The sequence below is a fragment of the Nocardiopsis protaetiae genome (assembly GCF_045446735.1).
Classification (GTDB): domain Bacteria; phylum Actinomycetota; class Actinomycetes; order Streptosporangiales; family Streptosporangiaceae; genus Nocardiopsis; species Nocardiopsis protaetiae.
Genome location: NZ_JBJJBV010000075.1, coordinates 1 through 26,966, shown reverse-complemented (window position 1 = coordinate 26,966; position 26,966 = coordinate 1). Strand labels below are relative to the sequence as shown.

Genomic DNA, 26,966 nt, shown 5'->3' with positions numbered 1-26,966 from the left:
TGGGCGTCACGGGGTGGGCGCTCAGGTGGTCTTCTGCACCTGGAGCAGGAACTCCGCGTTGCTCTTGGACTCCTTCATCTTGTCCAGGAGCAGCTCGATGGCCTGCTGGGTGTCCAGCGCGTGCAGGACCCGGCGCAGCTTCCAGACGACGTTGAGCTCCTCCTGCGACATGAGGATCTCCTCCTTGCGGGTGCTGGAGGCGTCCACGTCGACCGCGGGGAAGATGCGCTTGTCGGCCAGGGAGCGGCTGAGCTTGAGCTCCATGTTGCCGGTGCCCTTGAACTCCTCGAAGATCACCTCGTCGGCGCGCGAGCCGGTCTCCACCAGCGCGGTCGCCAGGATGGTGAGCGAGCCGCCGCCCTCGATGTTGCGGGCGGCGCCGAAGAAGCGCTTGGGCGGGTACAGCGCCGTGGAGTCCACACCGCCGGACATGATGCGCCCGCTGGCCGGGGCGGCCAGGTTGTAGGCGCGGCCCAGGCGGGTGATGGAGTCCAGCAGGACGACGACGTCCATGCCCATCTCGACCAGGCGCTTGGCCCGCTCGATGGCCAGGTCGGCGACGACCGTGTGGTCCTCGGCCGGGCGGTCGAAGGTCGAGTGGATGACCTCGCCCTTGACCGTGCGCTGCATGTCGGTGACCTCCTCGGGACGTTCGTCCACGAGGATCACCATCAGGTAGCACTCCGGGTTGTTCTCGGTGATGGCGTTGGCGATCGCCTGCATCACCATCGTCTTGCCCGCCTTGGGTGGGGAGACGATGAGCCCGCGCTGGCCCTTGCCGATGGGTGCGACCAGGTCGATGATGCGCGTGGTCAGCACGCCCGGCTCGGTCTCCAGCCGCAGCCGCTCCTGCGGGTACAGCGGGACGAGCTTGGAGAACTCCTGGCGGTTCTTGGCCTGGTCGGGCGACATGCCGTTGACCGAGTCCAGGCGCACCAGGGCGTTGAACTTCTCCTTGCGCTCGCCGTCGCGGGGCTGGCGGACCGCGCCGATGATGTGGTCGCCCTTGCGCAGGCCGTGCTTGCGCACCTGGGCCAGGGAGACGTAGACGTCGCTGGACCCGGGCAGGTAGCCGGTGGTGCGGACGAAGGCGTAGTTGTCGAGGATGTCGAGGATGCCCGCGACCGGCAGCAGGACGTCGTCCTCGCCGATCACCGGCTCCGGCTCCTGGCCGCCCCGTCCGCCGCGGCGGTCCCTGCGGTCCCGGCGGCGTCCCCGGCGGCGACCGCCGAACTCGTCGTCGTCGACGGCGTTGCCGCCGCCTCCGCCACGGCTCTGGGAGCCGCCGCCCTGTGGGCTACCGCCCTGCGCGCCGCCACCCTGCTGGGCGCCTCCGGCGCTCTGGTCGTCACCGCCGCGGTTGCGGTTGCGGCGGTTGCGCTGGCGCTCGCGACCCTGCCCGGACCGGCCTTCGCGGTCCTCGGAGCTGTCGGAGCCGGTCTTCTGGGGGGTGCTGGATGTCTTGGTCACGCTGCTCGCGGAGGTAGAGGATTCGGTGCCGTCCACCGATCGGGGCTGGTCGCCGGCCTCGTCCCCGCGCCTGCGGGTGGAGCGACGGCTTCGGGGCGCCTTCTCGCCCCGCCCCTGGGGGTCGGTCACGGCCTGGTCCGACGACCGGTCGGCGCGCGTGCGCGCCTCGTCCGAGCCCGACGGCTCCTGGGACCGGCTGTCGGTTGCCTCGACCTTACCGGCCTCGGGCTCGGTCTCGGCCTTCTTCGGCGATTTGGCCCTGGTCGGTGCTCCCACGGGACCGCCCTGCTTGGTCTCGATGGCGGCGATGACATCGCTCTTGCGCATGCGCCCCGTACCGGTGATGCCCAGGCTCGACGCGAGCTTCTGCAGCTCGGGGAGCTTGAGGGCGGCGAGACCGGTACCGCGCGCCGCGGCGCGGGACCTGCTCGGCGACGTCGTGGCCGAAGCGTCGCCGGCCTCCGTTCCGGAGGCGCCGGTGCCGTTCTTGCTGTCGACCGCCGCGTCCGTTCGGAGTTCGGTGGTGTCGCTCACTAAGGGTCCTTCCCAAGGAGCGGGCTTCGGCCGTCAGCGGGTGCTGGAGCGGCCGGCCCGGTGGTGCGAACCGGCTGGGCCGGGTAGGGCGTGCCCCACGTGGATGTCGGAAACCGGCGAGAAGACGGTCCCCTACCCGATCGCGGCGGGCTCTGGGTACAGCCGGACGTCGGGGCGGATGGCTCGGTGGTGCTGCCGACCGACCGCGGCGGAACGCTCATCCGGGGAGGAGGAGCAGGCTGCGGAGGCATCGACACGTACGCGGAGAATCCGCGGAATCGACACACCGGCCACCGCTTCCGGACGGTCGTGGGACCGGACCACCGGAGTATGGGATGCGGAGGCCGCTGTGGCGGATGAGCACTCGCCCCGCAACGGGGCATCTGGTGCTCCACCTAGCCTAACATCACCAGAGGCCACGGCTATTCCTCGACACATGGTGCTACGAATGGGGAGATGGGGACCGCACCCCCGCCTGCTCGACCGGCAGGGGGCGTATGTCCCAATCATTACCCGCGCCGCGACGGATTGAATCAAGCACTTCGGCGATTTCCGGCGAATCGACCCCGGCCTCCCCTGCCGCCACGGAGCACAGCACCAGGACCGTGGGACCCGCGCCGGAGACCACGGCGGGCAGTCCCCGCTGGTCACGCAGGTCTCGGACGAGGTCGAGGGTGCGCGGCATGGCGGGTGCCCGATATCCCTCGTGTAGCCGATCCCGGGTGGCCGCGTACAGGGTTTCGGGGTGGCCACAAACGGCCGCCGTCATCAGTGCCGCCCGGCCCGCGTTGAACGCCGCGTCGGCGTGGGGGACGTTCTCGGGCAGCAGCCCGCGGGCGCGTTCGGTGGACAGCCGCCAGTCCGGGACGCACAGCACGGGGAGCAGGCGCGGGTCCGGGGCGAGGGAGACGGCGCCCCAGCGGTCGTCCTCGCGGTAGGCGATGGTGTAGCCGCCGAAGACGCACGGGGCGACGTTGTCGGGGTGGCCCTCCAGGTCGGCGGCGACCTGGTAGATCCAGTCGCGGTCCGGGCCGCCGTCGGGGCCGGTGCGCCCCAGCAGGGCCGCGGCCGCGGCGACGCCGCCGACGATCGCCGAGGACGACGACCCCAGGCCGCGGGCGTGCGGGATGTTGTTGACGCAGGTCAGCGTGAGGCCGGGGAGTTTCTCGCCGACGCGCTCGAAGGCCGCGGCCATGGAGCGTACGACGAGGTGGCGGTGGTCGGTGGGGACCTCGCCGGCGCCCTCGCCGCTCACCTCCACCCGGAGTTCGTCGTCGTCGCGCAGCACGACCTCGAAGTCGTTGTACAGGGACAGCGCCAGGCCCAGGGCGTCGAAGCCCGGACCCAGGTTGGCGCTGGTGGCCGGGGCCCGGACGGACACCCGGTCGGGGCGCGGTCCGGCGTCGGGGCGCGACGGGGCCTCGGGGCGCGGTGGGGTCATGGTGGGGTCTCTCAGTCGTGCGTGTTCGCGGCGGACCGCTCGTCGGCGGGCGACGGTCGGCCCGCTCCCGCGGGGGCGCGCGGACGCCCCCGCGGGAGAACGGTCAGGCCAGGTCCAGGGCCCGGGCGGCGGCCAGGGCGTCGACCGGGACGGTGGTGGCCGCGGCGGCTCCGGCCAGGGCCCAGTCGGGGTCCTTGAGGCCGTTGCCGGTGACGGTGCAGACGATCCGGCTGCCGCGCTCGACCAGCCCGGCCTCGACGGCCTGGAGCAGGCCTGCGACGGAGGCCGCGGAGGCGAGTTCGACGAACACGCCCTCCTCGGCGGCCAGCAGCCGGTAGGCGGCCATGATCTGGCGGTCGGTGACCTTGTCGATGATCCCGCCGGACTCGTCGCGCGCCTGCTCGGCCAGGCTCCAGGAGGCCGGGTTGCCGATGCGGATGGCGGTGGCGATGGTGCTCGGGCTGGTGACCGGGGCGCCGTTGACGATGGGGGCGGCTCCGCTGGCCTGGAAGCCGAACATGCGCGGGTTGCGGGTGGAGATCCCGTCGCGGCCGTACTCGGTGTAGCCCATCCAGTAGGCGGAGATGTTGCCCGCGTTGCCGACGGGGATGCAGTGGACGTCCGGGGCGTCGCCCAGGGCGTCGACGATCTCGAAGGCCGCGGTCTTCTGGCCCTGGAGGCGGTAGGGGTTGACCGAGTTCACCAGGGCGACCGGGTAGTCGACGCTGAGCTTGCGGGCGAGCTCCAGGCAGTCGTCGAAGTTGCCGTCGACCTGGAGCAGGCGGGCGCCGTGCACGAGGGCCTGGGCGAGCTTGCCCATGGCGATCTTGCCCTGGGGCACCAGGACGGCGCAGGTCATGCCGGCGCGGATGGCGTAGGCGGCGGCGCTGGCGCTGGTGTTGCCGGTGGAGGCGCAGATGACGGCCTTGGCGCCGTCCTCGGCGGCCTTGGTGATGGCCATCGTCATGCCCCGGTCCTTGAAGGAGCCGGTGGGGTTGAGGCCCTCCACCTTGAGGAAGACCTCGCATCCGGTGAGCTCGGATACGCGCGCGGCGGGCAGCAGGGGCGTGCCGCCCTCCTGGAGGGTGACGACGGGGGTGTTCTCGTTGACGGGAAGGCGGTCGCGGTACTCCTCGACGATGCCTCGCCACGCCCGTGCCTTGCTCACGACTGTTTCCCTTTCGGGTGGATGCGGATTCCGCCGGATGCGCGATGGAGCGCGATGTGGTGCGCGGTGTGCCGCGCGATGGAGAGGTGGGACGTTCCCACCCCGGGGCGGTCCCCGGGGCGCGGCCCCCACCTGGTACGAGTCTACGGCCCGGGCGGGATCATCTCGAATCGCGGTCGCCCTTGTCCGCATTTCGAGACGCCAGCGGCGGTCCGGGACCGGGGCCGGTGGTTCGGACGGGGACCGGCACGGGCATCGCGCCCCACCGGCCCCCGTCCGCGGTCACTCCGCGAAGGTCTCCACACGCATCACGCTGGCGACCTCGCGGACCATGTCGTGGCCGCGCAGGTCCTCGACCGTGCGGTTGAGCGCGGCGTCCGGCGCCGGGTGGCTGACCAGCACGAGCTGGGCGTCGTCGCCGCGGCCCTCCTGGCGCACGTTCTTGATCGACACGTGGTGGCGGGCGAAGATCTCGGCGACCTTGGACAGCACGCCCGGGCGGTCGGCCACGTCCAGCGCCACGTGGTAGCTGGTGATGGTCTCGCCCATGTCGTGGACGCCCAGGCCGGTGTCGTGGCCGCCCTCGGGGACCGAGGTCCCCGCCAGGCGGTTGCGCGCCACCGCCACCACGTCGCCCAGCACCGCGCTGGCCGTGGGGGTGCCGCCCGCGCCGGCGCCGTAGAACATCAGCCGGCCCGCCGACTCGGCCTCCACGAACACCGCGTTGTAGGCCTCCTTGACGCCGGCCAGCGGGTGGTCGACCGGCAGCATCACCGGGTGGACGCGCACGCCCACCGACTTGTCGTCCTCCGAGCGCTGGCAGATCGCCAGGAGTTTGACCACGCAGCCCATGGCCCGGGCGCTGGCGATGTCGGCGGCGGTCACCCCCGTGATGCCCTCGCGGTGCACGTCGGCCGCGGTCACCCGCTGGGTGTGGAAGGCCAGCCGGGCCAGGATCGCGGCCTTGGCGGCGGCGTCGAAGCCCTCCACGTCGGCCGTCGGGTCGGCCTCGGCGTAGCCCAGGGCCTGGGCCTCCTCCAGGGACTCGGTGAACCCCGCGCCCAGGGAGTCCATCCGGTCCAGGATGTAGTTGGTGGTGCCGTTGACGATCCCCAGCACCCGGTTGACGCGGTCGCCCGCCAGCGAGTCGCGCAGCGGGCGCAGCAGCGGGATCGCCCCCGCCACCGACGCCTCGTAGTACAGGTCCACCCCGGCCTTGCGGGCGGCCGCGTGCAGCGTCTGGCCGTCCTCGGCCAGCAGCGCCTTGTTGGCGGTGACCACGGACTTGCCCGATTCGATCGCCGCCAGGATCAGCGAGCGCGCCGGCTCGATCCCGCCGATGACCTCCACCACGACGTCGATGTCGGGCCGGGTGGCCAGCGCCATGGCGTCGGTGGTCAGCAGCTCGGGGGCGACACCGCGGGCGCGGTCGATGCGCCGCACCGCGATCCCGCCGACCTCGATGGGCGTGCCGATCCGTGCGGCCAGCTCCTCGGACTGCTCCTCGATCAGGCGAACGACTTGCGAACCCACAACGCCGCATCCGAGCAGCGCCACCTTCATCGCCATTTGGGCGTGACTCCCTGTTCTCTCGTGATCCTCTGACCGCCTCTGCGCGGACCGGTCAGCCGACGTCCAGACGGAGGAGGTCCTCCTCGGTCTCCCTGCGCACGATCACGCGGGCGGCACCGTCCCGGACCGCGACCATCGCGGGCCGCGGCAGGTGGTTGTAGTTGCTCGCCATGGACAGGCAGTAGGCGCCGGTGGCCGCGACCGCGACGAGGTCGCCCGGGCGCAGGTCGGCGGGCAGGTACAGGTCGTGGACGATGATGTCGCCGCTCTCGCAGTGCTTGCCCACCAGGCGGGAGAGCATCGGTCCGGCGTCGCTCTCGCGCGAGACGAGGCGGCCGGTGTACTCCGCGCCGTACAGGGCGGTGCGGATGTTGTCGCTCATGCCGCCATCGACGCTGACGTAGGTGCGGATGCCCTCGACGTCCTTGACGGTGCCGACCTCGTAGACGGTGATCCCGGGCGGGCCCGCGATGGCGCGGCCCGGCTCCACGGCCAGGCGCGGCACCGGCAGCCCGGCCTCCTCGCACTCGCGGCGCACGATGGAGGTCAGGCTGTCGGCGATGGTCTTGGGGTCCAGCGGGGCGTCGTCGGAGACGTAGGCGATGCCCAGGCCGCCGCCCAGGTCCAGCTCGGCCAGGGTGACGCCCAGGTCGGTGTGGACACCGGTGAGGAAACGGGTGACGCGGCGGGCGGCCACCTCGAAACCGGAGGTGTCGAAGATCTGGGAGCCGATGTGGGAGTGCAGGCCCACCAGGTCCAGGTGCGGGGCGTCCAGCACCCGGCGGACCGCCTCGGCGGCCGCGCCGGTGCTCAGCGCGAAGCCGAACTTCTGGTCGTCGTGGGCGGTGGCCACGAACTCGTGGGTGTGGGCCTCCACACCGGTGGTGACGCGGATCAGCACCTTGGGGGTGCGGTCCAGCGCGGCGGCGACGCGCTCCAGGCGTTCGATCTCGTCCAGCGAGTCGATGATGATCCGGCCGACCCCGGCCTCGACCGCGCGGTGCAGCTCGCGCTCGGACTTGTTGTTGCCGTGCATGCCGATGCGGTCGGCGGGCACCCCGGCGGCCAGGGCGACCGCCAGCTCGCCGCCCGAGCAGACGTCGAGCTTGAGGCCCTCCTCGATCACCCAGCGGGCGACGGCCTTGGTCAGCAGGGCCTTGCCCGCGTAGTAGACGTCGGACCCGGCGAACGCCGTCGCGTAGTCGCGGGCGCGCGCCCGGAAGTCCTCCTCGTCCATGACGAAGAGGGGCGTCTCGTAGGTGTCCGCCAGCTCGCGCACGCCGACGCCGCCCACGACCAGGCCGCCGTCCTCGCGGCGGGCGGTGGCGGGCCAGACCCGCGGGTCGAGGGAGTTGAGGTCCTCGGGCGGCAGCGGCGGGTTGTCCTCGGGGAGGATCTCCGCGTGACGGGATCCGGCGGGGTGGGCGTAGCGGCTCATAACGGGCTTTCGGCTGGAACGGTGTGACGGGAGGGACGGCACCCCTCCCCCATTGTCCACTTCTCCGATCGGAACGCAGGGGTCGGGTGCGGTCCACCGGGCGCGGCGGGGTCACAGCCTTGTGGGCGCGGACACCCCGAGCAGGAACAGCCCGGTGCGGAGAACCCCGGCGACGGCGGACGGCAGCGCGGGGTCGGCGGTGGTGTACTCCGCCGGCGCGGTGGCGGCGGAGGGACAGGTCCGCCACTCATCGTAGGCACCGGCCAGCGTTTCCAGGTATCGGACCAGGATATGGGGTTCCTCTCGGCGGGCGGCCCCGTCCAGGGCGCTGGGGCCGTCCACCAGGGCGCGGCGCACCGGGGCGGTGTGCCGCTCGCAGGCCGCGAACCGGGGGGCGCCCTCGGCCACCCACCGTGTCCGGGACACCGCGTGCGCGTGGGCGTAGCGCAGCCGGAACGCCGGGTTGGCGTCGGTCAGGCGGGCCCACGCCCCCGGGTACTCCGCCGACGGCAGCACCGGCAGGTCGCGGCCGGTGGTCTCCGTCTCACGGGGCCGCTCGGGGATGGACCGGCAGAACGCGATGCGGGCGCTGTCCTCGCCGACCGCGCCCAGCGCCCGGGCCGCGGGGGTGAACAGCTCCGCGCGGTCGCCGTCCAGGTAGGGGTCCCGCCAGGAGACCTCGGCCGCCTCCGGCACCGGGGGCGCCCCGCCGCCGGCGGCCAGGGCGATGCGGGCGCGCGCGTCCGCCCGCGCCCACCGCCGGGCCTGGGCCACCGGCCCGGCCCCGTGCAGGGCGGTGCGCGGCCACTCCCCCGCCCCGTCCCACGTCCGGCCGGTCAGGAAGCGGGGGCCGTCGGCGGCCTCCCGCAGCAGGTCGTCGCGCTGGCGCGCGCCCAGGGTGACGTTCAGGAAGCCCCGGTCGTCGGCGAGCAGCCGCGCGTAGGAGAGGCGGCCCCGGTCGCGCAGGTCGGCCATGCGTGCCGCGATGCGCCCGGCCACCCGCAGGTGCGGCCTGCCCGCCCCGCCGGGCAGGCGGTCCCCGACCAACGCCACCAGGCGCGGCGCCAGCGCGGTCGCCGCGTCCGCGCCCTCCACGGCCTGGTCGCCGCGCGGCCACACGAACGGGATCCGCTCCGCGGGCAGGTCGAAGGCGTCGGCGGCGGCCGAGCGCACGACCGCCTCCAGGTCGGCCGGGGTCACCCGCGCCCCCCGAGCAGGCTCCGGACCACGTCGATGAGCGCGTCGGGGTCGAAGGGCTTGGTGACGTAGGCGTCCACCCCGATCCGCTCCCCCCGCCGGATGTCCTCCTCCTGCGTGCGCGCGGTCACCAGCACGATCGGCAGCGTCCGCGTCCGTTCGTCGGCCCGCAGCCGCTCCGCGGTCGTCCAGCCGTCCAGCCGGGGCATCATCACGTCGAGGGTGACCACGTGCGGGTCGATGTGGCCGACCCGGTCGAGGCAGTCCTGCCCGTCCACGGCGGTGAACACCTCGAACCCCTCCAGTTCGAGGTTGAGGCGGATCAGTTCCCGGATCACGTCGTCGTCCTCGACGACGAGAACCCGTGCGGGCAAGGCGTTCACGGCGTGACACTACCGCCGCCGGGGTGGGGCGCACCACCGGAATGCGGGGATCCGCCGCGCCCGCCAAACGGGTGGACGAAGCACGCGGAGCCCCTGCTACAGTTGTTCACGCAAGCCAGCCCCCTTAGCTCAGGGGATAGAGCATCGGCCTCCGGAGCCGGGTGCGCAGGTTCGAATCCTGCAGGGGGCACACAAGACGGACCGGCGGGATCACCCCGCCGAGCAAGCGAGAAGGCGTCCTACGGGGCGCCTTTCGTGTTTCTCAGGAGACCAGGCCGCGGCGGTAGGCGTAGACGACCGCCTGGACGCGGTCGCGCAGGTCGAGTTTGGTCAGGATGCGGGAGACGAACGTCTTGACGGTCTCCGGGCTGATGAACAGGGCGGCGGCGATCTCGCCGTTGGACAGCCCGTCGGCGAGCAGGCGCAGGACCTCCAGTTCGCGCGGGGTCAGCGGGGTGTCGGCCGGGTCGGTGCGGGAGGGGCGGATGCGGTCCGCGTACTCGCCCACCAGGCGGCGGGTGACATCGGGGTCGAGCAGCGCCGCCCCGGCGGCCACCGTCCGGATGCCGTGCAGCAGCCGTTCGGGGGGCGCGTCCTTGAGGAGGAAGCCGCTCGCGCCGGCGCGCAGCGCCTCGTAGACGTGCTCGTCGAGGTTGAACGTGGTGACCACGAGGACCTTGACGGGGTGTTCCACCCCGGCCCCGGCCAGCCGCCGGGTGGCCTCGATGCCGTCGAGGACGGGCATGCGCACGTCCATCACGACGACGTCCGGGCGCAGTCGCCGGGCGAGGTCGACCGCGGCCGCGCCGTCCGCGCACGCGCCGACGACCTCCAGGTCGGGCTGGGCGTCGACGATGGTGGTCAGGCCGGTGCGGATGAGCACCTGGTCGTCGCAGACCAGGACCCGGATCGGCGCGGTCATCCCCGGCCGCCCGCCGGGGTGGGCGCGGGGATGCGGGCGTGGACGGTGAACCCGCCGTCCCCGTGCGGGCCCGCGGTGAACTCGCCGCCCAGGACCTCGACGCGTTCGCGCAGCCCGGTCAGGCCGCGCCCGCCGCCGTCCGGTGCGGCGGCCGCGGGCCGGGAGCGGTCGGTGCTGACGTTCACGGTGATCTCCTCAGGGCGGTGGCGGACCCGGACGGTGGTGCGGCTGCCGTGCGCGTGTTTGAGGGCGTTGGTCAGCGCCTCCTGGACGACGCGGCGCGCGACGAGGTCGGCGCTGCCCGGCGGGGCGGCCGGGGCGCCCTCCTGGGTGAACTCCACCGGCTGGCCGGCCCGGCGGGTCCGCTCCACCAGGGGGAGCAGTCCCTCGTCCGCGGCGGGATCGACGGGGTCGGGGTCGATCACGTCGAGCAGGTGGCGCAGGTCGCCGATGGCCCGGCGGCCGGTGTCGGCGACCTCGGCCAGGCTCCCGTCGAGCCGTTCGGGCGCGGCGGTGAGGTGGCGCGCCGCCTCGGTCTGCACGACCATCGCGGTCACGTGGTGGGTCACGACGTCGTGGAGCTCGCGGGCGATGCGGGCGCGTTCGGCCGCGCGGGTGTCCTCGGCGATGCGGTGGCGGCGTTCGGCCTCGGCGGCGCGGGTGGAGCGCAGCCACGCCCCGATCCCCCAGGCGAAGGCCAGCGCCGCGTAGAGCGTCGCCCACTCGGTCAGGGGTTCGCCCTCCCCGACCCGGGTCAGGGCGACCGCCAGCGCGACGAACGCGACCGAGCCCGCCAGCAGGGTGGTGCGCCGGTGCCGGTGCAGGTGGGCGCCCGCGCTCACCAGGGCGAGGGGCAGCGCGGTGCCCGCGACCAGGTGGTAGCCGAGCAGCTGGTCGAGGGCGAAGCCGGCCGCCACCAGGGCCAGGGTGAGGGCGGGCCACCGGCGCCGCCCGGCCAGGGGCAGGCACTGGAGGGCGGCCACGGCCAGGCCCAGGGCGTCGAGGGGGCGGTCCGCGACGCCGCCGACCTGGGTCCCGTGGTTGTGCAGTGCCGGGACGAGCGAGGCGGCCAGGAGCAGCAGGCCCAGGGGGAGGTCGCGGACGGTGACGTCGAGTCGTTTCCACGGGCGCGGGGGGCGCCGGAGTCTGGTCACCGGTGCAGTGTAGTGGCGCGGTGACGGAACGCCGGAGTTCCCGTCCCCCGCGCGGGGGCCTCGTCCCCCGTGCGAGCCACACGCGGATGCCCTCTGAGCGGTGATGACCGCCGCCCCGCCGGGTCCGTAGCGTGTTCGCCGTCCGCTCCCCCTCCCCGTTCCGTGCCCTCCGGAGGCCACCGTGTCCCGCTTCGTCCACCCCGCCCCTCTGATCGCCCTCACCGCCGCCCTGTCCCTCACCGGCTGCGGGGTGGCCTCCGACGTGCGGGAGGGCCTGGGCGAGGTGCGCACCGACCTGGAGTCGGCCGCGGACGAGGTGATGACCGACGGGGAGCTGTTCACCGGGTCCAAGACGCTCACCGTCGACGGGGGTTCGGTGCACGTCTCCTGTTCGGGCGCCCCGGCCGGCGACCGGCCGGTCATCGTCCTGATGGCGGGGATGGGCGACGGGCTGGACACCCTGGCCGGTCTCCAGGAGGCCCTGGCCGAGAACGACCGGGTCTGCTCCTACGACCGCTTCGGCGCGGGCGAGAGCGACCCTCCGAGCGGCCCCCAGAGCATCGCCGACACCGGGGAGACCCTGGCCGCGGTCCTGGACGACGTCTCCCCCGACGCCCCGGCCGTCCTGGTCGGCCACTCCCTGGGCGGGCTGATCGCGGCCCGCTACGCGCCCGACCACCGGGACCGGGTCGGCGGGCTGGTGCTGCTCGACGCCACGTCGCCGACGATGCTCGACGACATCACCGGGGTGATCCCCGAGTCCGCCACCGGCGAGGGCGCCGAGGTGCGCGCCCAGAACCTCGCGGTGTTCGAGGGGGAGAACCCGGAGGCCCTCGTCATCGCGAGCGATCCGCGGGTCGGCTCGGCCGGGGACATCCCGGTGGAGGTCATCCGGCACGGTGTCCCCTACCTCGGTGAGATCGCCGAGTACGGCGACGACCTGGAACGCGTGTGGGCCCAGGGGCAGGAGAGGTGGCTGGAGCTCTCCGAGCAGAGTGCGCTGAGCACCGCCGCCGAGAGCGGCCACTACATCCACGTCGACGAGCCCGACCTCGTCGTCGAGGCCGTGCGGGGCGTCGTCGACCGGGCCGCCGACTGACGCTCCCCGTGTGACGCCCGCCATGGTGTCAAGTGCCCTCCGCCACAGGTGCCGGGTCTCCCGGTGGGGTGCCGCCCGAACGCGGACCATAGGATGACGGCACCGCGACGCGGCGGGGGAGAGCGGAGGGCTTCAGGCGTGAACGAGGCGAGTGCGGGCGATGCGGCCCGGTCGGAACCGGCCTGGCTCCCGGTGCCCCGCAGCCGGGCCTACGAGCTCGTGGTCGACCGCATCGAGGAGCAGATCATCAACGGGGCCCTGCGGGTCGGCGACCACCTGCCCCCCGAACGCGAGCTCGCCTCCTGGCTGGAGGTCAGCCGCGCCGCCGTGCGCGAGGCGATCCGCACCCTGGAGGCGCACGGGGTGGTCAGCTCCTCGGTCGGCTCCGGCAAGGGCGCCGGCACCGTGGTCACCGCGATGACCAGCGGCGCGCTCACCCGGATGCTGCGTCTGCACGTGGCGCTGACGAGTTTTCCGATGGTCGACGTCATCGAGGCGCGGGTGATGCTCGAACGCACCAGCGCCGCGCTGGCCGCGCGCGAGGCCTCCGCCGAGGACCTGGCGCTGATGCGCTCCCTGGTGGACGCCATGGACGACCCGGCGCTCAGCCGCGAGGAGTTCAACGAGTTCGACACCCGCTTCCACGTGTCGATCGCCGAGGCGGCCGGGAACCGGCTGGTCGCGGACATGACGATCGCCATCCGCGAGTCGATGAAGCACCAGGTGCTGGAGGGGTTCCGCAGCACCCCCGACTGGCCGGCCACGTCGGCGGTGCTGCGCGGTCACCACCGGGGGGTCATGGAGGCCGTCGAGGCGCGCCGGGGCGAGCTGGCGGCGGACCTGGTGGAGGAGCACATCCGCTACGCGTACGCGCGCCTGCCGGGGTTCCGGGCCGGCACGGACTGAGGACGCCGCCCCGCCCCCACGGCCGCGCCGTCCTCGCCGCCGGGCCCACGGCCGTCAGGACCGCACACCCGGTCGACCCGTCGCCGTCCCGCCCCGCGGCGGTCGGCCCCCGGTCGCCCCGCCCGCGCCGCCGCCGGGCCCACGGCCGCTCGGACCACGCACCCGTTCGGCCCGCCACCGCCGAGCCTGCGGCGGTCGACCCGCGGCCGCACCGTCCTCGCCGCCGGGCCTGCGGCCGTTCGGAACCACGCACTTGGTGGGCCCGCGGCCCGTTCGGACCGGGCCCCGCTCTCTCCCCGTCCGCACGCGGGCCGGTCAGCCCGCGGCCAGGGGCCAGCTGCCGTCGATGACCGCCTGCGGGTCGCGCCCGCGCCGCAGGTAGGCCTGGAAGGACGCGGCCTGCTCGGCCTTCCAGCCCACCTGGGCGGCGTGCAGCGCGTCCAGGTCCAGGGTGGCGAGCTCCTCGTTGGTCGCCCCCAGCCGCCAGGCCAGCCGCGCCGCGGCCAGCGCGTCGGCGGCGGCCCCGTGCGCCTGGCTCTCGTCCAGGGGCACCCCGTGGTGGGCGCACACGTCGGTGAGCTTGCGGCCGCCCCGCCGGTAGGGGTCGGTGTGCTTGTCGAGCACCAGGGGGTCGATCACCCGCAGGTCCCGGAGGAACCCGGCGGCCAGGCCGTGGCGTTCCAGTTCCGCGGACAGCAGCCCCAGGTCGTAGGGCGCGTTGTAGACGACCACCGGCAGCCCGTCGGCGGAGACCTTCTCCAGGGCGGCGGCGATCTCGGTGACCACCTCCACCGCGGGCCGCCCGTTCTGGCGGGCGTGCTCGGTGGTGATGCCGTGGATGGCGGTCACCTCCTCGGGGATCTCCACACCCGGGTCGGCCAGCCAGGACAGCTTCTCCTTGGTACCGGCGGCCGGGTCGATCCGCCACAGCGCGGCGGTGACGATCCGGTCGGTGGCGACGTCGAGTCCGGTGGACTCGAAGTCCAGCGCGGCCATGGGGCGGGTGTGCCAGCTCATGTGGGCCCTTCCGTTCGGGGTGCAGGTCCTATCGTGCCCCCTCAGGGTGACGTTCGGTGTCCGCTCGCGCCGACGGGCGGGCGTGTTCTCCGCCGGGCAGCCGGGTGGCGGCGACCATGACGGCGAGGCCGGCCAGGGTGATGAGCGCCCCGGCCCACAGCGGCGAGGTGTACCCGAACCCGGCGGCCAGGCCCAGTCCCCCGGCCCAGGCGCCGAGCGCGTTGCCGACGTTGAACGCGGCGATGTTGGCGCCCGAGGCGAGCGTGGGAGCGGCGGAGGCGAACCCCATGACGCGCGACTGGAGCCCGGGGACGGTGGCGAACCCGAAGCCGCCCATGAGCAGCAGTGCGGTCACGGCGGCCCAGGGGATGTGCGCGACCAGCGCGAACGCGGCGAGGATGGCGGTGAGGGCGGCGAACAGCCCGACCAGGGTGCGGCCGAGGTCGCGGTCGGCGGCCCGCCCGCCCAGCAGGTTCCCGGCGAACAGCCCGGCGCCGAACAGCACGAGCAGCCACGGCACGGCGCCGGCGGCGAACCCGCTCACCTCGGTGAGGGTGAACGCGATGTAGGTGAAGCCGCCGAACATGCCGCCGAAGCCGAGAACGGTGACGGCGAGGGACAGCCACACCTGGGCGCTGCGGAAGGCGGCGAACTCCGAGCGCAGCCCGCCGGGGCCGGACTCCTCGCGCACGGCGGGCACCAGGGCGAGGATGCCGATGAACGCGACGACGCCGATGGCGGTGATGGCCCAGAAGGTGGAGCGCCACCCGGCGGCCTGGCCGAGGAAGGTGCCGAAGGGCACGCCCAGGACGTTGGCGGTGGTCAGCCCGGCGAACATGATCGAGATGGCGGCGGCGCCGCGGCCGGGCGGGACGATGCGGGCGGCGAGCACCGCGCCGATGCCGAAGAACGCGCCGTGGCACAGGGCGGCGATGACGCGGCCGAGCATCATGACGCCGTAGTCGGTGGCCAGGGCGGAGACGGCGTTGCCCGCGATGAACAGGACCATGAGCAGCAGCAGGGCGCGTTTGCGGTCGACGCGGTGGAGCAGTGCGGTCAGGCCGACGCCGCCGACCGCGACGGCCAGGGCATAGCCGGAGATGAGGTGTCCGGCGACGGTGGGTGTGACGCCGAAGTCGGCGCCGACCTCGGGCAGCAGGCCCATGATGACGAATTCGGTGAGGCCGATGCCGAAGCCCCCGAGGGCGAGGGCGTAGAGCGCGAGCGGCATGAGGAAGGTGCTCCCGGGAGAGACGATGGAACGTTGCGCCTGCACTAGTTGCAGACGCAACGAAAATAGTTGCACGCGCTCTCTACCTGCGCAAGCTGGTAGTCTGTGGCCTCTGACACCGGGAGGCTGGACATGGGCATCGCCGACGACGCCGTCGAGATCCGGGCCCACGGCTGGCGGACCCTCGCCGCCGTGCACTCCCTCATCGAGACCGCCCTGGAACGGGCGCTCCAGGGCGAGCACGGGCTCTCGGTCGTCGAGTACACCGTCCTGGACGCCCTCGACCGGCAGGACGGCTGGCACATGCGGATGCGCCAGCTGGCCCGCGCCGCCGCCCTGTCCAACAGCGCCACCACACGACTGGTCACCCGGCTGGAGGACCGCGGGCTGCTCACCCGGGTGCTGTGCGCGGACGACCGCCGGGGCATCTACACCGAGCTCACCCCGGCCGGCAAGGACCTGCTGGAGCGGGCCCGCCCCACCCACGACCGGGTGCTGCGCGAGGCGCTCGCCGAGGCCGGGGCGACCCCGGAGCTGGCCCCCCTGGTGGAGGCCCTGCGCGCGCTGGAACCGCGGCCGGCACGCTGATCCGCGCCCCACGGGGCCCGTTGTCCACAGGGCCGGGGTTCCCCCTGGTGCGCCGGGACGGCGCCCTCTAGGTTGGGGGCATGAAATTCCTGGTACGTGAACGTTTCTTCGACATCGGCGACGACTTCTGGGTGACCACCGAGAACGGTGAGAAGGCCTACCACATCGACGGCAAGGCCCTGCGCATCCGCACCACGTTCCACCTGGAGGACCCCAAGGGCAACGTCCTCACCACCATCCGCCGCAAGCTCTTCAAGGTGCGCGACCAGATGCGCATCGAGCGCGACGGCAAGACCGTGGCCACCGTGCGCGAGCGCCTCATGGACCCGCTCAAGGAGAAGCTCGTCGTGGAGATCGAGGGCGGCCCGGACTGGGAGGTGACCGGCGACTTCCTGGGCAAGGAGTACGTGGTCTCCGACTCGAACGGCACCGTCGCCCACATCTCCCGCAAGCTGCTGCGCATCCGCGACACCTACGCGGTGGACGTCAACACCCACCGCTCCGACCTGGGCGGCGACCCGGTGCTGGCGCTCAGCGTCGCGGTGGCGGTGGACTCCCTCACGGCCGACGACAAGAAGGGCAAGGACAAGGACGACAAGTGATCCCCGAGCCGGTGACCGCGCCCTCGTCCCGGTGACCGCACCCCTGCCCCTGTGACCGCACCACCGTCCCCGTGACCGTGCCCTTCCGGTGACCGCCCCACCGCCCCGGCGGCCGCACTCCGGCTCCGGTGACCGCGCCCCTGTCCCGGTGACCGCGCCCTCGTCCCGGTGACCGCGTTCGGGCTCCGACGGCCGCGCCCCTGACCCGGCGCGCCTTGCGGGCGGCCGCCGGGCGGCGCCCGACGGGGGTCGGCGACCCCCGAGCGGTGCCCGGCGGTGACCGGACGGCACCTCGCGGTCAGTCGCCGACGGAGACGGCCAGGCCGCGTTCCCAGGGCAGGTAGGGCTCCCGGCGGGTGCGCAGCACCGGCCGCGGGAGGCGGCCCTCCACGGCGCAGTGGGCGATCTCGCGCGCGGCCAGGTGACCGGCCACCGCGAAGGACTTCCGGGTGGAGTCCTCCGCGTGCCAGCGGGCGTCGACCAGCCGCACCAGGGCCGTCAGCGGGGGTGGCGGCAGCGGCCGGCCCTCGGCGGCGTGCTCGGCGGCCTCCTCCTCGGTGAGGGGCGCCCAGGCCTCCCGCACGCCGTCGGCGAAGGCGCGGACCAGCTCCGCCGGTATCCGCTCGCCGCGCGGGCCGCGCGGCGGCACCGCGTCGACGAAGGCGAAGCCGTCGGGGGTCCCGGCGGGCAGCGGTTCGGCCTCCACCCAGGCCGCGGCGAAGTGACCGCCCGCGCAGTTGTGCCGGATGCTGCGCACGTAGACGCCGGCGATGGTGCGCGTCAGGGGTATGCGGTTCAGGGAGGGCACTCGACCTCTCCTTCCGGCGTGTGGGACGAGGCGGACGACCCGGATGCAGTCCTCTTTCCCACGGAAAGGAACGAAGATACCCCGGTGCACCCTTCCTTTCGGGCCCGGGGGCCGGAGCCGGTCAGCCCCGGGCCGGAAGCGGTCACCGCCGTTCCCCGTCCAGATAGGCGAGGACCGCGCGGACCCGCCGGTGCCCGGGATCGGCGGGGGCCATGCCCAGCTTGGCGAAGATATTGCCGATGTGCTTGTGGACGGCGTTCTCGCCGACCACGAGCCGCTCGGCGATCTCCCGGTTGTCCGCGCCCTCGGCCATCAGCGCCAGCACTTCGCGTTCGCGCCGGGTGAGCGACCCCACCGGGTCGCCGTCGCGGCGGGCCAGCAGCTGGGCCACCACCTCCGGGTCCATCACGGTGCCCCCGGCCGCCACCCGGTGCAGGGCGTCCACGAACTCCCCGACCCGGCCCACCCGGTCCTTGAGCAGGTAGCCCACGCCCCCGCGGCCGTCGGCCAGCAGCTCGCCCGCGTACCGGCGCTCCACGTACTGCGACAGCACCAGCACCGCCAGGTCCGGGTGGCGGGCGCGCAGGGCGATCGCCGCACGCAGGCCCTCGTCGCGGAAGTCCGGCGGCAGGCGCACGTCCACCAGGGCCAGCCCGGGCCGGTGCCGGTCCACGGCGGCCGCCAGGGCCCCGGCGTCGCCGGCCACCGCGGCCACCTCGAAGCCCTTGGCGGTCAGCAGCGCCTCCAGCCCGGCCGACAGCAGCACGTTGTCCTCGGCGATCACGATCCGCACGGCAGCTCCACGGACACCACCGTCGGGCCGCCCGCGGGGCTGGACACCCGCACGGTCCCGTCCAGGGCCGCCACCCGGTGGCGGATGCCCCGCACGCCCGTCCCGCGCTCCTCGTCCACCCCGCCGGGGCCGTCGTCGGCCACCCGCAGGCGCAGCACGTCGCCCTCGCGGGCCAGGGAGACGTCGACGGCGGTCGGCGAACCGTGGCGGACGGCGTTGGTCACCGCCTCGGTGACCACGAAGTAGGCGGCGGTCTCCACGGCCACCGGCAGGCGCCCGGGGTCGGCGGTGTCCAGGCGCACCGGGACGGAGGTGCGTCCGGCCAGGGAGTCCAGGGCACCGACCAGGCCGCGGTCGGCCAGCACCGGCGGGTGGATGCCGCGGATCAGCTCGCGCAGCTCGGTCATCGCCTCCTCGGTGCCCTCGTGGGCGCGTTCGATGATCGCGACGGCCTCGGGGTGGTCGGCCAGCACCTCCTTGGCCACGCCCAGCTGCATGGCGATGGCCACCAGGCGGGCCTGGGTGCCGTCGTGCAGGTCGCGTTCGATGCGGCGCAGCTCGGTGCCGTGGGAGTCCACCACGTCGGCGCGGGTGCGGCTCAGCTCGTCGACGCGGGCGGCGAGCAGCTCGGCGCGGGAGGGGGTCAGCCGGGCCAGGGTGAGCCGGGCGTGGACGCGGGCGGCGGGGACCAGGGCCCAGCGCAGCAGGATCAGCCCGGCGGTGAGCTGCCCGGCGGTGGCGAACGCGGCCGTGATCGGGTCGTTCACCACGAGCCACAGGAACGCCTCCTCCCCGGGCAGGGCCCACCAGAACGGGAACTGCAGGGCGGAGGGCGGCATCAGCACGGCGGCCAGGCCCAGTATGCCGAAGGGGAGGCCGAGCAGGACGGCGAACGGCAGCCAGCGGGCCAGCCTCAGGGTGGAGGGGGCGCGCAGGAGCCTGCTCGGCCGCGTCGCGGGCTCGGGGGCCCGGGGCACCGGGGCGCCCAGCAGCAGGGCGGCGCGGGTCCGGTGCCACCGGGCCCACAGGTCCACCAGCCGTACCCAGCGGGGCAGCAGCACCAGGCCCAGCCCGCCGATGGGGATGGTCAGCACCACCACCGCGGTCAGCGGCAGCAGGAGCAGCGAGACCAGGGCCGCGCCCAGTGTCACGAGCAGGTACCCGGCGGCCCTCCCGACCGCCGCCCACGTCGCACCCATCCGCCGTCCCCCTTCGTCCGCGCCGTCGTTCACCCGACAGTCTGGGGCATGCGGCGCGCACCGGACACTACAGCCCGCACCCGGAAACGGCCGTCGGCCGAGCGGAACGCCGCGGGGGCGGAAGCGGCACCGTCGGCCCGAATGTCGCAGTCCCCCGGGATGCTTGCGGGATGGAAGACACCCCTCCCCGGAACCACGTCCCGCCCGAGAACCTGGCGCAGCCCATGTCCGCCGACCGCCCTCCCCTGCCCCGGTCCGGGGACGAGAGGGAGGTGCTCACCGCCCACCTGGACTGGCACCGCGCCACCTTCGAGGCCAAGTGCGCGGGGCTCACCGCCGAGCAGCTGTCGCTGCGGGCGGTCCCGCCCTCCACGCTGTCCCTGCACGGGCTGCTCCGCCACCTGGCGGGGGTGGAGCGGTGGTGGTTCCGGATCCGGTTCGCGGGCGAGGACCTGCCGCTGCTGTACTACTCCGACGACGACCCCGACCAGGACTTCGGCGACCTGGACGGCGACCCGGCGCAGGCGCTGGCCCGGTGGCGGGAGGAGGTCGCGCACGCCCGGCGGATCACGGCGGCCTCGTCGCTGGACGCGCTGGGGGCCGACGCCGACCGGGGCGGTCCCACGCAGCTGCGGGTCGGTCTGGTCAAGCTGATCGCGGAGTACGCCCGCCACAACGGGCACGCCGACCTGCTGCGCGAGCGCATCGACGGGTCGACCGGGTACTGAGTCGGCCGGGCACAGGGTCGACCGGGCACCGAGGGGTCCCGCCGGGGGCGGGCGGGCCGCCCCCGGCGCGGGTCAGGCGGGTGTCTGCTCCGCGGCGGCGTCCTCGCGGGCCGAGCGGCGGGCCAGCAGGGCCCCGGTGGCGGCGGCGGTGAAGAACATCAGCACGCCGTAGACCGCCGAGGGGACGGCCATCTCGCTGCTGTTCAGCAGTGCCGGGCTCAGGGCGATGGCCAGGGACAGCGTGGTGTTGTGCAGGCCGATCTCCATGCAGGAGGCGATCGACTCGGGGCGGCCGGTGCCGACCAGGCGCGGCGCCCAGTAGCCGATGGTGAGGCTGGCGATGTTGAACAGCAGCACCATCAGGCCGACCGCGACGATGTAGTCGCCGATGTTCTCCCGCTCCTGGTAGATGGCCACGGCCACGACACCCAGCAGGACGAACACCGAGGCGATCTTGACCGGCTTCTCCAGGCTGCGCGCGACCGACTCGGCCTTGGCCCGGATCAGCATGCCGATACCGACGGGGATGAGGATGATCGCGAAGACCTGGAGGATCTTGTCGAACTGCAGGCCCAGCGTGTCGCCGTCGCTCATGAAGTAGGCCAGCGACAGGTTGGTGATGAGCGGCAGCGTGAACAGCGCCGTGAGGGAGTTGAGCGCCGTCAGCGAGATGTTGAGGGCGACGTTGCCGCGGAAGAGGTAGCTGAACAGGCTGGCGGTGGTGCCGCCGGGCGAGGCGGCCAGCAGCATCATGCCGACCGCGAGGGCGGGCGGCGGCTGGAAGAGCAGGACCAGGCCGAAGCAGACCAGCGGCAGCAGGATGATCTGGCAGCCCAGGATGAGGGCGACGATGCCGGGGATCTTGGCCAGCCGGGTGAAGTCGGGGATGGTCAGGCTCAGTCCCAGGCCGAGCATGATGATGGCGAGCGCGGCGGGGAGCGCGATCGTGGCGATGGTGGAGTCCAAGGGGGCCGGCTCCTCGTGGTCGGGCCGCCGGGGATGCGGCTCGGTGGGCTGGGGATCGCGGACCGCGTTCGGTGACGGTACGGCACGGTGCCGGACGGACGCCCGGATTCGCGCCCTCCGGTGACCTGCATCACATCCGACCTACTGGCCGGTATGTTCCCATGGCGCGGCCGCACATGACAAGACCCCGGTCAGGGCCGGGGTCGCGGTGGGGGCCGTTGCCGGGAGCCGTGTCAGGCGGCGGGCCAGGAACTGCCGGTCATGTCGTAGGCGAGGTGGAACCAGACCTTGCGGATGCTCGGGTGGCCGTTGTCGCCCCAGGTGGTGGCGAAGCCGTCGACCAGCGCCAGGCCGCGGCCGTTCTCGGCGGTGAGCCGGTCGGCGGTGGGGGCCACCGGGGCCAGCGGCCCGTCGTGCGGGGTGCCGTTGTCGCGACAGACCAGGGTGAGCCCGGTGGGGGTGCGCGTCACCCGCAGCACGAAGGTCTGGCCCTCCTCCCCCGACCTGCTGTGCTTGATCGCGTTGGTCGCCAGCTCCGTGCCCAGGAGCGCGAACAGGTAGCGGAAGTCGCTGTCGCGGGCGGCCGCGCAGGTGTCCAGGAAGGCGCGCGCCAGCGGGATGTTCGCGGCCGTGCCCGGGAACTCCCAGTGGCGTTTGACGAAGGGCAGCGGGCGGCCGTTGAAGTAGTGCCGGTACTCGTCCGGAACACCCGTCAGGACGGTGTCCTCGGCCTCGGCCAGGGCGGGCACGGAAACGAGTGAGGGCATGGCTGACTCCTTGGGCGGGCGGCTCAGTGGGCAGGCGAGCCGTGGGAGGGGGCGGCTGCGGGAGGGGTCGACGACACCGCAGGGGACGGGCGGCGCGGGACCGGTATGACCATACGCGATCCGGCTCCCCTGGGACAGGGGATGCCGGTGTGGCGCGTTCCTCTGCGACCCCCGAAACCCCTCCCCCGCGCCGCAGCGCGCCGGGGCCCGCCGCGGCCGGGGTCGCGCCCGGCAGGCCCGTGCCGCCCCGCCCCCCGGCGCCCGGGGGTCAGACCCGGGCCGCGAGCGCCTCCCGCGCCGCCTCCAGCGCGCGCTCGCGGTCGACGCCGACCAGCGCGATCCGGGTGCGCCGCTCCAGCAGGTCGTCCACGTCCAGCGCGCCCTCGTGGCGCACCCCGAACCGCAGTTCCGCCCCGGTGATCCCGGCGGCGACCGGCTCCAGCAGGGCGGGGTCGCCCGCGGCCTCGGCCAGCACGGCGGGTGCCTCGGTCCCGTAGCGGGCGACCAGGCGGCGCGGCGCGTCCACCGAGTCCAGCTCCTCCCGGGGGGCGGCGCCCACCAGCGGCAGGGTCCGGGTCCGGCAGGGCCCGGCGGGCAGCCGGTGCCGGGCCACCGCGGCGTCCACGGCCTCCTGCGCCATCGCCCGGTAGGTGGTGAGCTTGCCGCCGACCACCGTGACCGCGCCGTTGGGGGCGACCGTCACCGAGTGATCGCGGGACAGGTCGGCGCTGTCGCCGTCGCCGTGCAGCAGCGGGCGCAGCCCGGCGAACGCCCCCAGGACGTCCGTCCGGCGGATCGGCGTCCGCAGCGCCCGGTTGGCCTGGTACAGCAGGAAGTCGACGTCCTCCTCGGGGACCTCGGGCACCCGCGGCGCGGGCCCCTCGACGGGTTCGTCGGTGAGGCCGAGGAAGACCCGCCCGTCGGGCTGGGGCAGGGCGAACACGAACCGGCCCGGGGACCCCTCCACCGGAACGGTGAGCGCCACCTTGGGGTGTCCCAGGACGGCGCCGTCGAGCACCAGGTGGCTGCCCCGGCTGGGGCTGAGCCGGATCCCCGGGTCGAGCAGGTCGGCGTGGACGCCGGTGGCGTTGACGACGGCGCGCGGGCGCACCGGCAGCGTGAGGCCGGTCTCCTCGTCGTGCAGCACCACGCCGTCGGCGGTGATGGTCTGGGCCGAGCAGCGCGTGATGATCCGGGCGCCCAGCCCGGCGGCCGTGCGGGCCAGGGCCACCACCAGGCGGGCGTCGTCGACGAGCTGGCCGTCGAAGGACAGCACGCCGCCGAGCAGCCCCTCGGCCTCCACCCCGGGCAGCAGCCGCCGGGTGCGGGCGGCGTCCAGCAGGCGGGGGCGGGGCAGCACCGACGCGGGGGTCCCGGCCAGGCGGCGCAGCACGTCACCCATGCCCATCCCGGCGCGGGCGAACAGCCCGCCGGGCAGCCCGCCCAGGTCGCGGTGGACGGGGACGACCATGGGCAGCGGGCGCACCAGGTGGGGCGCGGTGGTCCGCATGAGGACGTCGCGTTCGCGGGCGCTCTCGTAGGCGATGCCGACCCGGCCCTTGGCGAGGTAGCGCAGGCCGCCGTGGACCAGCTTGGAGCTCCACCGGCTGGTGCCGAAGGCGAGGTCGCGGCGTTCGACGAGCACGGTGGACAGTCCCCGGGAGACGGCGTCCAGGGCGACGCCCGCGCCGGTCACCCCGCCGCCGACGACGAGGACGTCGACGTTGGGGCCGGCCTCCAGTGCGGTGAGGTCGGCGGCCCGGCGGGCTGCGTTCAGGGAGGTGCTGCTGCTCATGGGAGAGCGGTCCTTTCCGGGGTTCCGGGGGATGCGGTCGTCGGTCGCGGGTCGGGGCGCGTCAGGGGCGCGTCAGGGGGCCAGGTAGCCGTCGACGAGGGTGGCGAGCTCGTCGACGAGCGCCTCCTCGTCGACGAGGTCGGCGAACAGGTGGCGGGAGGTGACGGTGTTCTGCGCGGTGACCATGACCAGGCGGGCCAGCACCGCGGGGTCCCCGGCGCGGACCGACCCCTCGGCCTGCCCCTGGGCGACCACGGGTTCGAGGATCTCCAGGGCGGCCCTGTGGCTCGTGCCCAGGCGCTGGAACGTGTAGGTGGTCATGAGCTCGGGCTCGGTGTCGACGATGCGGGTGAACAGCGGGTGGTGCAGCATCGCCCGGGCCACCCCGGCCACGTGCAGCACCAGCCGGACCCGGACGCTCTCCTCGGCGAGGTCGTGCTCGGCGGCCATCTCCTCGTCCAGCAGGATCCGCCGCAGCTCCCGGGTGAGCAGGTCGGCGACCAGGGCGGTGACGTCGGGCCAGCGCCGGTAGACGGTGGGTCGGCTGACGCCGGCGCGGCGGGCGACGTCGGTCAGCGTGGTGCGGCGCACCCCGAAGTCCACGACGCAGGCGCGCGCCGCGTCGAGAATGCTGTCTTCAACGTTACGTTTTGACGCCATGTGTAAAACTGTAGAGCATGACCGACGACACCACACCCCGTACCGCCCCCGAGATGAGCTGGTTCGCCTGGGGCGACCCCGCCAGGGCCAGGGAGCTGGACCCCGGCCTGCGCGGCCTCATCGCCCAGGTGCTGCGCGCGCGGCTCACCGAGCGTCCCCCCGTCCCCGAGGAGTCGGTGGAGCTGGCGCCCTCCGCCCTCACCGGCCCGGCCCGCGCCGCGCTGACCGCCGTCGTGGGCGAGGAGCACCTGCGCACCGACGACGCCGCCCGGCTGCGCCACGCGGGCGGCAAGAGCACCCCCGACCTGCTGCTGCGCCGCTCGGGCGCGGCCGACCCCGCGCCCGACGCCGTCCTGTACCCCGCCGACCACGACGAGGTCCAGCGGCTGCTGGAGGTCTGCTCCGCCGAGCGGATCGCCGTCGTCCCCTTCGGCGGCGGTACCAGCGTCGTGGGCGGGCTGACCCCGCTGCGCGGCCGCTTCGACTCCGTCATCGCCCTGGACCTGCGCCGCCTGGACCGGCTGCTCTCCCTGGACGCCACCTCGATGACCGCCGTCCTGGGCGCTGGCGTGCGCGGCCCGGCGGCCGAGGCGCTGTTGGCCGAACACGGCCTGATGCTCGGCCACCTGCCGCAGAGCCACGAGTACGCGACCATCGGCGGGTACGCCGCCACCCGCTCCAGCGGGCAGGCGTCCTCCGGGTACGGCCGGTTCGAGGACATGGTGGTGTCGCTGCGCGCGGCGACCCCGCGCGGGACCCTGGAGGCGGGCGGCGCCCCGGCCTCGGCGGCCGGTCCCGACCTGCGCCGGCTGCTGCTCGGCTCGGAGGGCACCCTGGGCGTGATCACCGAGGTCGGCGTGCGGGTGCGGCCGGTCCCCGAGACGGTCCTGGACGAGGCGTGGTCGTTCCCCGACTTCGCCACCGGGGTGGACGCCCTGCGCGCCCTGGCCCAGTCCGACACCCGGCCCACCATGGCGCGGATCCTGGACGAGTCGGAGACGTTCGTGGGCGCCGCCCTGGGCGGGAGGGAGGCACAGGCGGGCTGCCAGGCCGTGCTCGGGTTCGAGGGCACCGGCGCCGAGGTCGCCGCCCGCTCCGCGGTGGTCCGCGAGGCGCTGTCCCGGGCGGGCGGGACCCCGCTGGGAGCGGAGCCGGTGGCGCACTGGCGGGAGAACCGGTTCTCCTCCCCCTACCTGCGCGACACCCTGCTGTCGGCGGGCGTGCTCGCCGAGACCCTGGAGACCGCGGCGAGCTGGACCGACCTGCTGCCGCTGTACTCCGCCGTCACCGGCGCCCTGACCGGGGCGCTGGAGGGCGAGGAGGGCGGGGCCGTGGTGATGTGCCACGTGTCGCACACCTACCCGACCGGGGCGTCCCTGTACTTCACGGTGGCGACGGCGGCGGGCGAGGACCCGCTGGCACGCTGGGAGGGCGCCAAGCGCGCCGCCTCCGACGCGATCGTCGCGAACGGGGGCACCATCACCCACCACCACGCGGTGGGCACCGACCACCGGCCGTGGATGGCCGCGGAGATCGGCCCGCTGGGCGCGGAGGTGCTGCGGGCGGTCAAGGCGGCGCTGGACCCCGAGGGGGTGCTCAACCCGGGAAAGCTCATCCCGGACGCGCGGGACTGACCGGGCGCGGGTGCGCGGACGGGTGCCCGGGAGGCCCGCCCGCGCACCCGTCCGCCCCTGTCACTCCTTCTCGGAGGTGCGGGAGAGCTGGCGCCGGACCTGCCCGGCGAAGTTCTCCAGGAACTCCATGGCCTCGATGTCGTCCACGTCCTCGGGCACCGGATAGTGGACGTACACGAACGCGTTGACGTCGCGGAAGGAGGCGACGGCCGTCCGGTCGCCGTCGAAGTCGTAGAGGGTCACGAGTCCGCCGTCGCCCACCGAGGTGCGCGCCCACTCCAGGACGTCCTCCTCGGTGCGGCCGCGCTCCAGGTCGCTCACCCGGTCCTCCAGCTCCTCGGCGTCGTCCTCGATGTACTCCTGGGAGCGCTCGTGGTCGAACAGGGTGACATCGACGGTGAGGCTCCACTCCTCGCCCCGGTCCGAGACCCGGCAGGTCAGCAGGCCGAGGTAGCCGGCCTCTTCCAGTTCGGCGTCGTCGGAGTACCACTCCTGCTCGTCCGCGGGAACGAACTCGCCCTCGGCCCGGGGGCGGTCGGAGCCGGGGACGGTGTCGACCACCTGTGAGGGCAGCAGGTCGCGGCAGGAGGCAAGCCCGGCGTAGGGGCGGCCGCCCACGGCCTCCCACACCACGAAGCCCAGCAGTCCGGCCACCAGCACCGCGGCGACCGCGCCGGCGGCGATCACCGGTCCCTTGCGGGAACGGCGCGGCGGCGGCCCGGGAGGCGGATACGGGCCGCCGCCGGGCGGGCCGGGGTATCCGCCGCCGGGCGGACCGGGAGGCGTACCGGGGGGCGGGGGCGGGAGGTGGCCGCCGGAACCGGGCGGCGGACCGTATCCGGGCGGACCGTATCCGGGCGGGCCGTATCCGGGCGGGCCGGGAACGCCGGGGGT

At 74.3% G+C, this 26,966-nt stretch carries 25 protein-coding genes and 1 tRNA gene; 7 read left to right on the top strand and 19 right to left on the bottom strand.

Annotated features, from left to right (window positions below):
- Window positions 1–21 precede the first annotated feature (21 nt).
- The 7 genes from rho to ACJOT3_RS13900 all read right to left on the bottom strand — a co-directional run bounded on the left by rho (window position 22) and on the right by ACJOT3_RS13900 (window position 9,203).
- Window positions 22–2,004 (bottom strand): transcription termination factor Rho, encoded by a 1,983-nt coding sequence (rho, locus tag ACJOT3_RS13930; protein WP_406972686.1) that lies wholly within the window; start codon window positions 2,002–2,004, stop codon window positions 22–24.
- Between the two features lie 442 nt (window positions 2,005–2,446).
- Window positions 2,447–3,385: a homoserine kinase gene (gene thrB, locus ACJOT3_RS13925; RefSeq protein ID WP_406972708.1), complete on the bottom strand. Its 939-nt coding sequence runs from the start codon at window positions 3,383–3,385 to the stop codon at window positions 2,447–2,449.
- A 163-nt stretch (window positions 3,386–3,548) separates the two neighbouring features.
- Entirely contained in the window at window positions 3,549–4,613 is a 1,065-nt protein-coding gene (gene thrC, locus ACJOT3_RS13920) for a threonine synthase (RefSeq protein WP_406972684.1), read from the bottom strand.
- A gap of 282 nt (window positions 4,614–4,895) precedes the next feature.
- Window positions 4,896–6,182 carry a homoserine dehydrogenase gene (locus ACJOT3_RS13915; RefSeq protein WP_406972682.1) on the bottom strand — a complete coding sequence of 429 codons (1,287 nt, stop codon included), beginning with the start codon at window positions 6,180–6,182 and terminating at the stop codon, window positions 4,896–4,898.
- A gap of 55 nt (window positions 6,183–6,237) precedes the next feature.
- Window positions 6,238–7,623, bottom strand: a complete 1,386-nt coding sequence (gene lysA, locus ACJOT3_RS13910; RefSeq protein ID WP_406972680.1) for a diaminopimelate decarboxylase — start codon at window positions 7,621–7,623, stop codon at window positions 6,238–6,240.
- 111 nt (window positions 7,624–7,734) lie between these two features.
- On the bottom strand, window positions 7,735–8,823 hold the full coding sequence (locus ACJOT3_RS13905) for a DALR anticodon-binding domain-containing protein (RefSeq protein WP_406972678.1): 1,089 nt from the start codon (window positions 8,821–8,823) through the stop codon (window positions 7,735–7,737).
- Window positions 8,820–9,203 carry a response regulator gene (locus ACJOT3_RS13900; protein ID WP_406972676.1) on the bottom strand — a complete coding sequence of 128 codons (384 nt, stop codon included), beginning with the start codon at window positions 9,201–9,203 and terminating at the stop codon, window positions 8,820–8,822. Before ACJOT3_RS13900 ends, ACJOT3_RS13905 begins: the two co-directional genes overlap by 4 nt.
- Window positions 9,204–9,321: 118 nt before the next feature.
- Between ACJOT3_RS13900 and ACJOT3_RS13895 the strand changes: the two genes are divergently transcribed.
- A tRNA-Arg gene (locus tag ACJOT3_RS13895) sits at window positions 9,322–9,393 on the top strand.
- 72 nt (window positions 9,394–9,465) lie between these two features.
- On the opposite strand, the gene ACJOT3_RS13890 is transcribed toward ACJOT3_RS13895, so the two are convergent.
- Together ACJOT3_RS13890 and ACJOT3_RS13885 are read right to left on the bottom strand one after the other, a co-directional pair.
- Window positions 9,466–10,125 carry a response regulator gene (locus ACJOT3_RS13890; RefSeq protein WP_406972674.1) on the bottom strand — a complete coding sequence of 220 codons (660 nt, stop codon included), beginning with the start codon at window positions 10,123–10,125 and terminating at the stop codon, window positions 9,466–9,468.
- Window positions 10,122–11,279, bottom strand: a complete 1,158-nt coding sequence (locus ACJOT3_RS13885) for a sensor histidine kinase (protein WP_406972672.1) — start codon at window positions 11,277–11,279, stop codon at window positions 10,122–10,124. Before ACJOT3_RS13885 ends, ACJOT3_RS13890 begins: the two co-directional genes overlap by 4 nt.
- A 181-nt stretch (window positions 11,280–11,460) precedes the next feature.
- Here ACJOT3_RS13885 and ACJOT3_RS13880 point away from each other — a divergent pair, with 181 nt between their 5' ends.
- Both ACJOT3_RS13880 and ACJOT3_RS13875 read left to right on the top strand, forming a co-directional pair.
- On the top strand, window positions 11,461–12,378 hold the full coding sequence (locus tag ACJOT3_RS13880) for an alpha/beta fold hydrolase (RefSeq protein WP_406972670.1): 918 nt from the start codon (window positions 11,461–11,463) through the stop codon (window positions 12,376–12,378).
- 138 nt (window positions 12,379–12,516) lie between these two features.
- A complete protein-coding gene (locus tag ACJOT3_RS13875) occupies window positions 12,517–13,284 on the top strand; it encodes a FadR/GntR family transcriptional regulator (protein ID WP_406972668.1) in 768 nt (255 codons plus the stop codon).
- A 315-nt stretch (window positions 13,285–13,599) separates the two neighbouring features.
- Here the strand turns inward: ACJOT3_RS13875 and ACJOT3_RS13870 are convergent, their stop codons facing one another.
- On the bottom strand, window positions 13,600–14,301 hold the full coding sequence (locus tag ACJOT3_RS13870) for an exonuclease domain-containing protein (RefSeq protein WP_406972666.1): 702 nt from the start codon (window positions 14,299–14,301) through the stop codon (window positions 13,600–13,602).
- Between the two features lie 28 nt (window positions 14,302–14,329).
- Window positions 14,330–15,532, bottom strand: coding sequence for an MFS transporter (locus ACJOT3_RS13865; RefSeq protein WP_406972664.1), 1,203 nt, complete (start codon window positions 15,530–15,532; stop codon window positions 14,330–14,332).
- A 132-nt stretch (window positions 15,533–15,664) separates the two neighbouring features.
- Here ACJOT3_RS13865 and ACJOT3_RS13860 point away from each other — a divergent pair, with 132 nt between their 5' ends.
- Both ACJOT3_RS13860 and ACJOT3_RS13855 read left to right on the top strand, forming a co-directional pair.
- The gene (locus ACJOT3_RS13860; protein ID WP_406972706.1) at window positions 15,665–16,120 is read left to right on the top strand and encodes a MarR family winged helix-turn-helix transcriptional regulator; all 456 of its coding nucleotides are present in this window, start codon (window positions 15,665–15,667) and stop codon (window positions 16,118–16,120) included.
- Between the two features lie 80 nt (window positions 16,121–16,200).
- Complete coding sequence (locus ACJOT3_RS13855; RefSeq protein WP_406972662.1) at window positions 16,201–16,722, top strand: LURP-one-related/scramblase family protein; 522 nt, start codon at window positions 16,201–16,203, stop codon at window positions 16,720–16,722.
- Window positions 16,723–17,020: 298 nt separating this feature from the next.
- On the opposite strand, the gene ACJOT3_RS13850 is transcribed toward ACJOT3_RS13855, so the two are convergent.
- The 3 genes from ACJOT3_RS13850 to ACJOT3_RS13840 form a co-directional block, all read right to left on the bottom strand.
- Window positions 17,021–17,530 (bottom strand): hypothetical protein, encoded by a 510-nt coding sequence (locus tag ACJOT3_RS13850; RefSeq protein WP_406972660.1) that lies wholly within the window; start codon window positions 17,528–17,530, stop codon window positions 17,021–17,023.
- Between the two features lie 142 nt (window positions 17,531–17,672).
- Window positions 17,673–18,323, bottom strand: a complete 651-nt coding sequence (locus ACJOT3_RS13845) for a LuxR C-terminal-related transcriptional regulator (RefSeq protein WP_406972658.1) — start codon at window positions 18,321–18,323, stop codon at window positions 17,673–17,675.
- Window positions 18,311–19,522: a sensor histidine kinase gene (locus tag ACJOT3_RS13840; protein WP_406972656.1), complete on the bottom strand. Its 1,212-nt coding sequence runs from the start codon at window positions 19,520–19,522 to the stop codon at window positions 18,311–18,313. Before ACJOT3_RS13840 ends, ACJOT3_RS13845 begins: the two co-directional genes overlap by 13 nt.
- Before the next feature lie 170 nt (window positions 19,523–19,692).
- Here ACJOT3_RS13840 and ACJOT3_RS13835 point away from each other — a divergent pair, with 170 nt between their 5' ends.
- Window positions 19,693–20,250, top strand: coding sequence for a DinB family protein (locus ACJOT3_RS13835; RefSeq protein WP_406972654.1), 558 nt, complete (start codon window positions 19,693–19,695; stop codon window positions 20,248–20,250).
- 72 nt (window positions 20,251–20,322) lie between these two features.
- Here the strand turns inward: ACJOT3_RS13835 and ACJOT3_RS13830 are convergent, their stop codons facing one another.
- From ACJOT3_RS13830 to ACJOT3_RS13815, 4 genes are all read right to left on the bottom strand, one after another.
- Entirely contained in the window at window positions 20,323–21,216 is an 894-nt protein-coding gene (locus ACJOT3_RS13830) for a bile acid:sodium symporter family protein (protein ID WP_406972652.1), read from the bottom strand.
- A gap of 233 nt (window positions 21,217–21,449) precedes the next feature.
- The gene (locus ACJOT3_RS13825; RefSeq protein ID WP_406972650.1) at window positions 21,450–21,983 is read right to left on the bottom strand and encodes an ATP-binding protein; all 534 of its coding nucleotides are present in this window, start codon (window positions 21,981–21,983) and stop codon (window positions 21,450–21,452) included.
- Between the two features lie 268 nt (window positions 21,984–22,251).
- Window positions 22,252–23,778: a glycerol-3-phosphate dehydrogenase/oxidase gene (locus ACJOT3_RS13820; protein WP_406972648.1), complete on the bottom strand. Its 1,527-nt coding sequence runs from the start codon at window positions 23,776–23,778 to the stop codon at window positions 22,252–22,254.
- 72 nt (window positions 23,779–23,850) lie between these two features.
- Entirely contained in the window at window positions 23,851–24,438 is a 588-nt protein-coding gene (locus ACJOT3_RS13815; protein ID WP_406972646.1) for a TetR/AcrR family transcriptional regulator, read from the bottom strand.
- Between the two features lie 17 nt (window positions 24,439–24,455).
- Here ACJOT3_RS13815 and ACJOT3_RS13810 point away from each other — a divergent pair, with 17 nt between their 5' ends.
- Window positions 24,456–26,072, top strand: coding sequence for an FAD-binding oxidoreductase (locus ACJOT3_RS13810; protein ID WP_406972644.1), 1,617 nt, complete (start codon window positions 24,456–24,458; stop codon window positions 26,070–26,072).
- Window positions 26,073–26,132: 60 nt separating this feature from the next.
- Here the strand turns inward: ACJOT3_RS13810 and ACJOT3_RS13805 are convergent, their stop codons facing one another.
- On the bottom strand, window positions 26,133–26,759 hold the full coding sequence (locus tag ACJOT3_RS13805; protein WP_406972642.1) for a hypothetical protein: 627 nt from the start codon (window positions 26,757–26,759) through the stop codon (window positions 26,133–26,135).
- Window positions 26,760–26,966 lie beyond the last annotated feature (207 nt).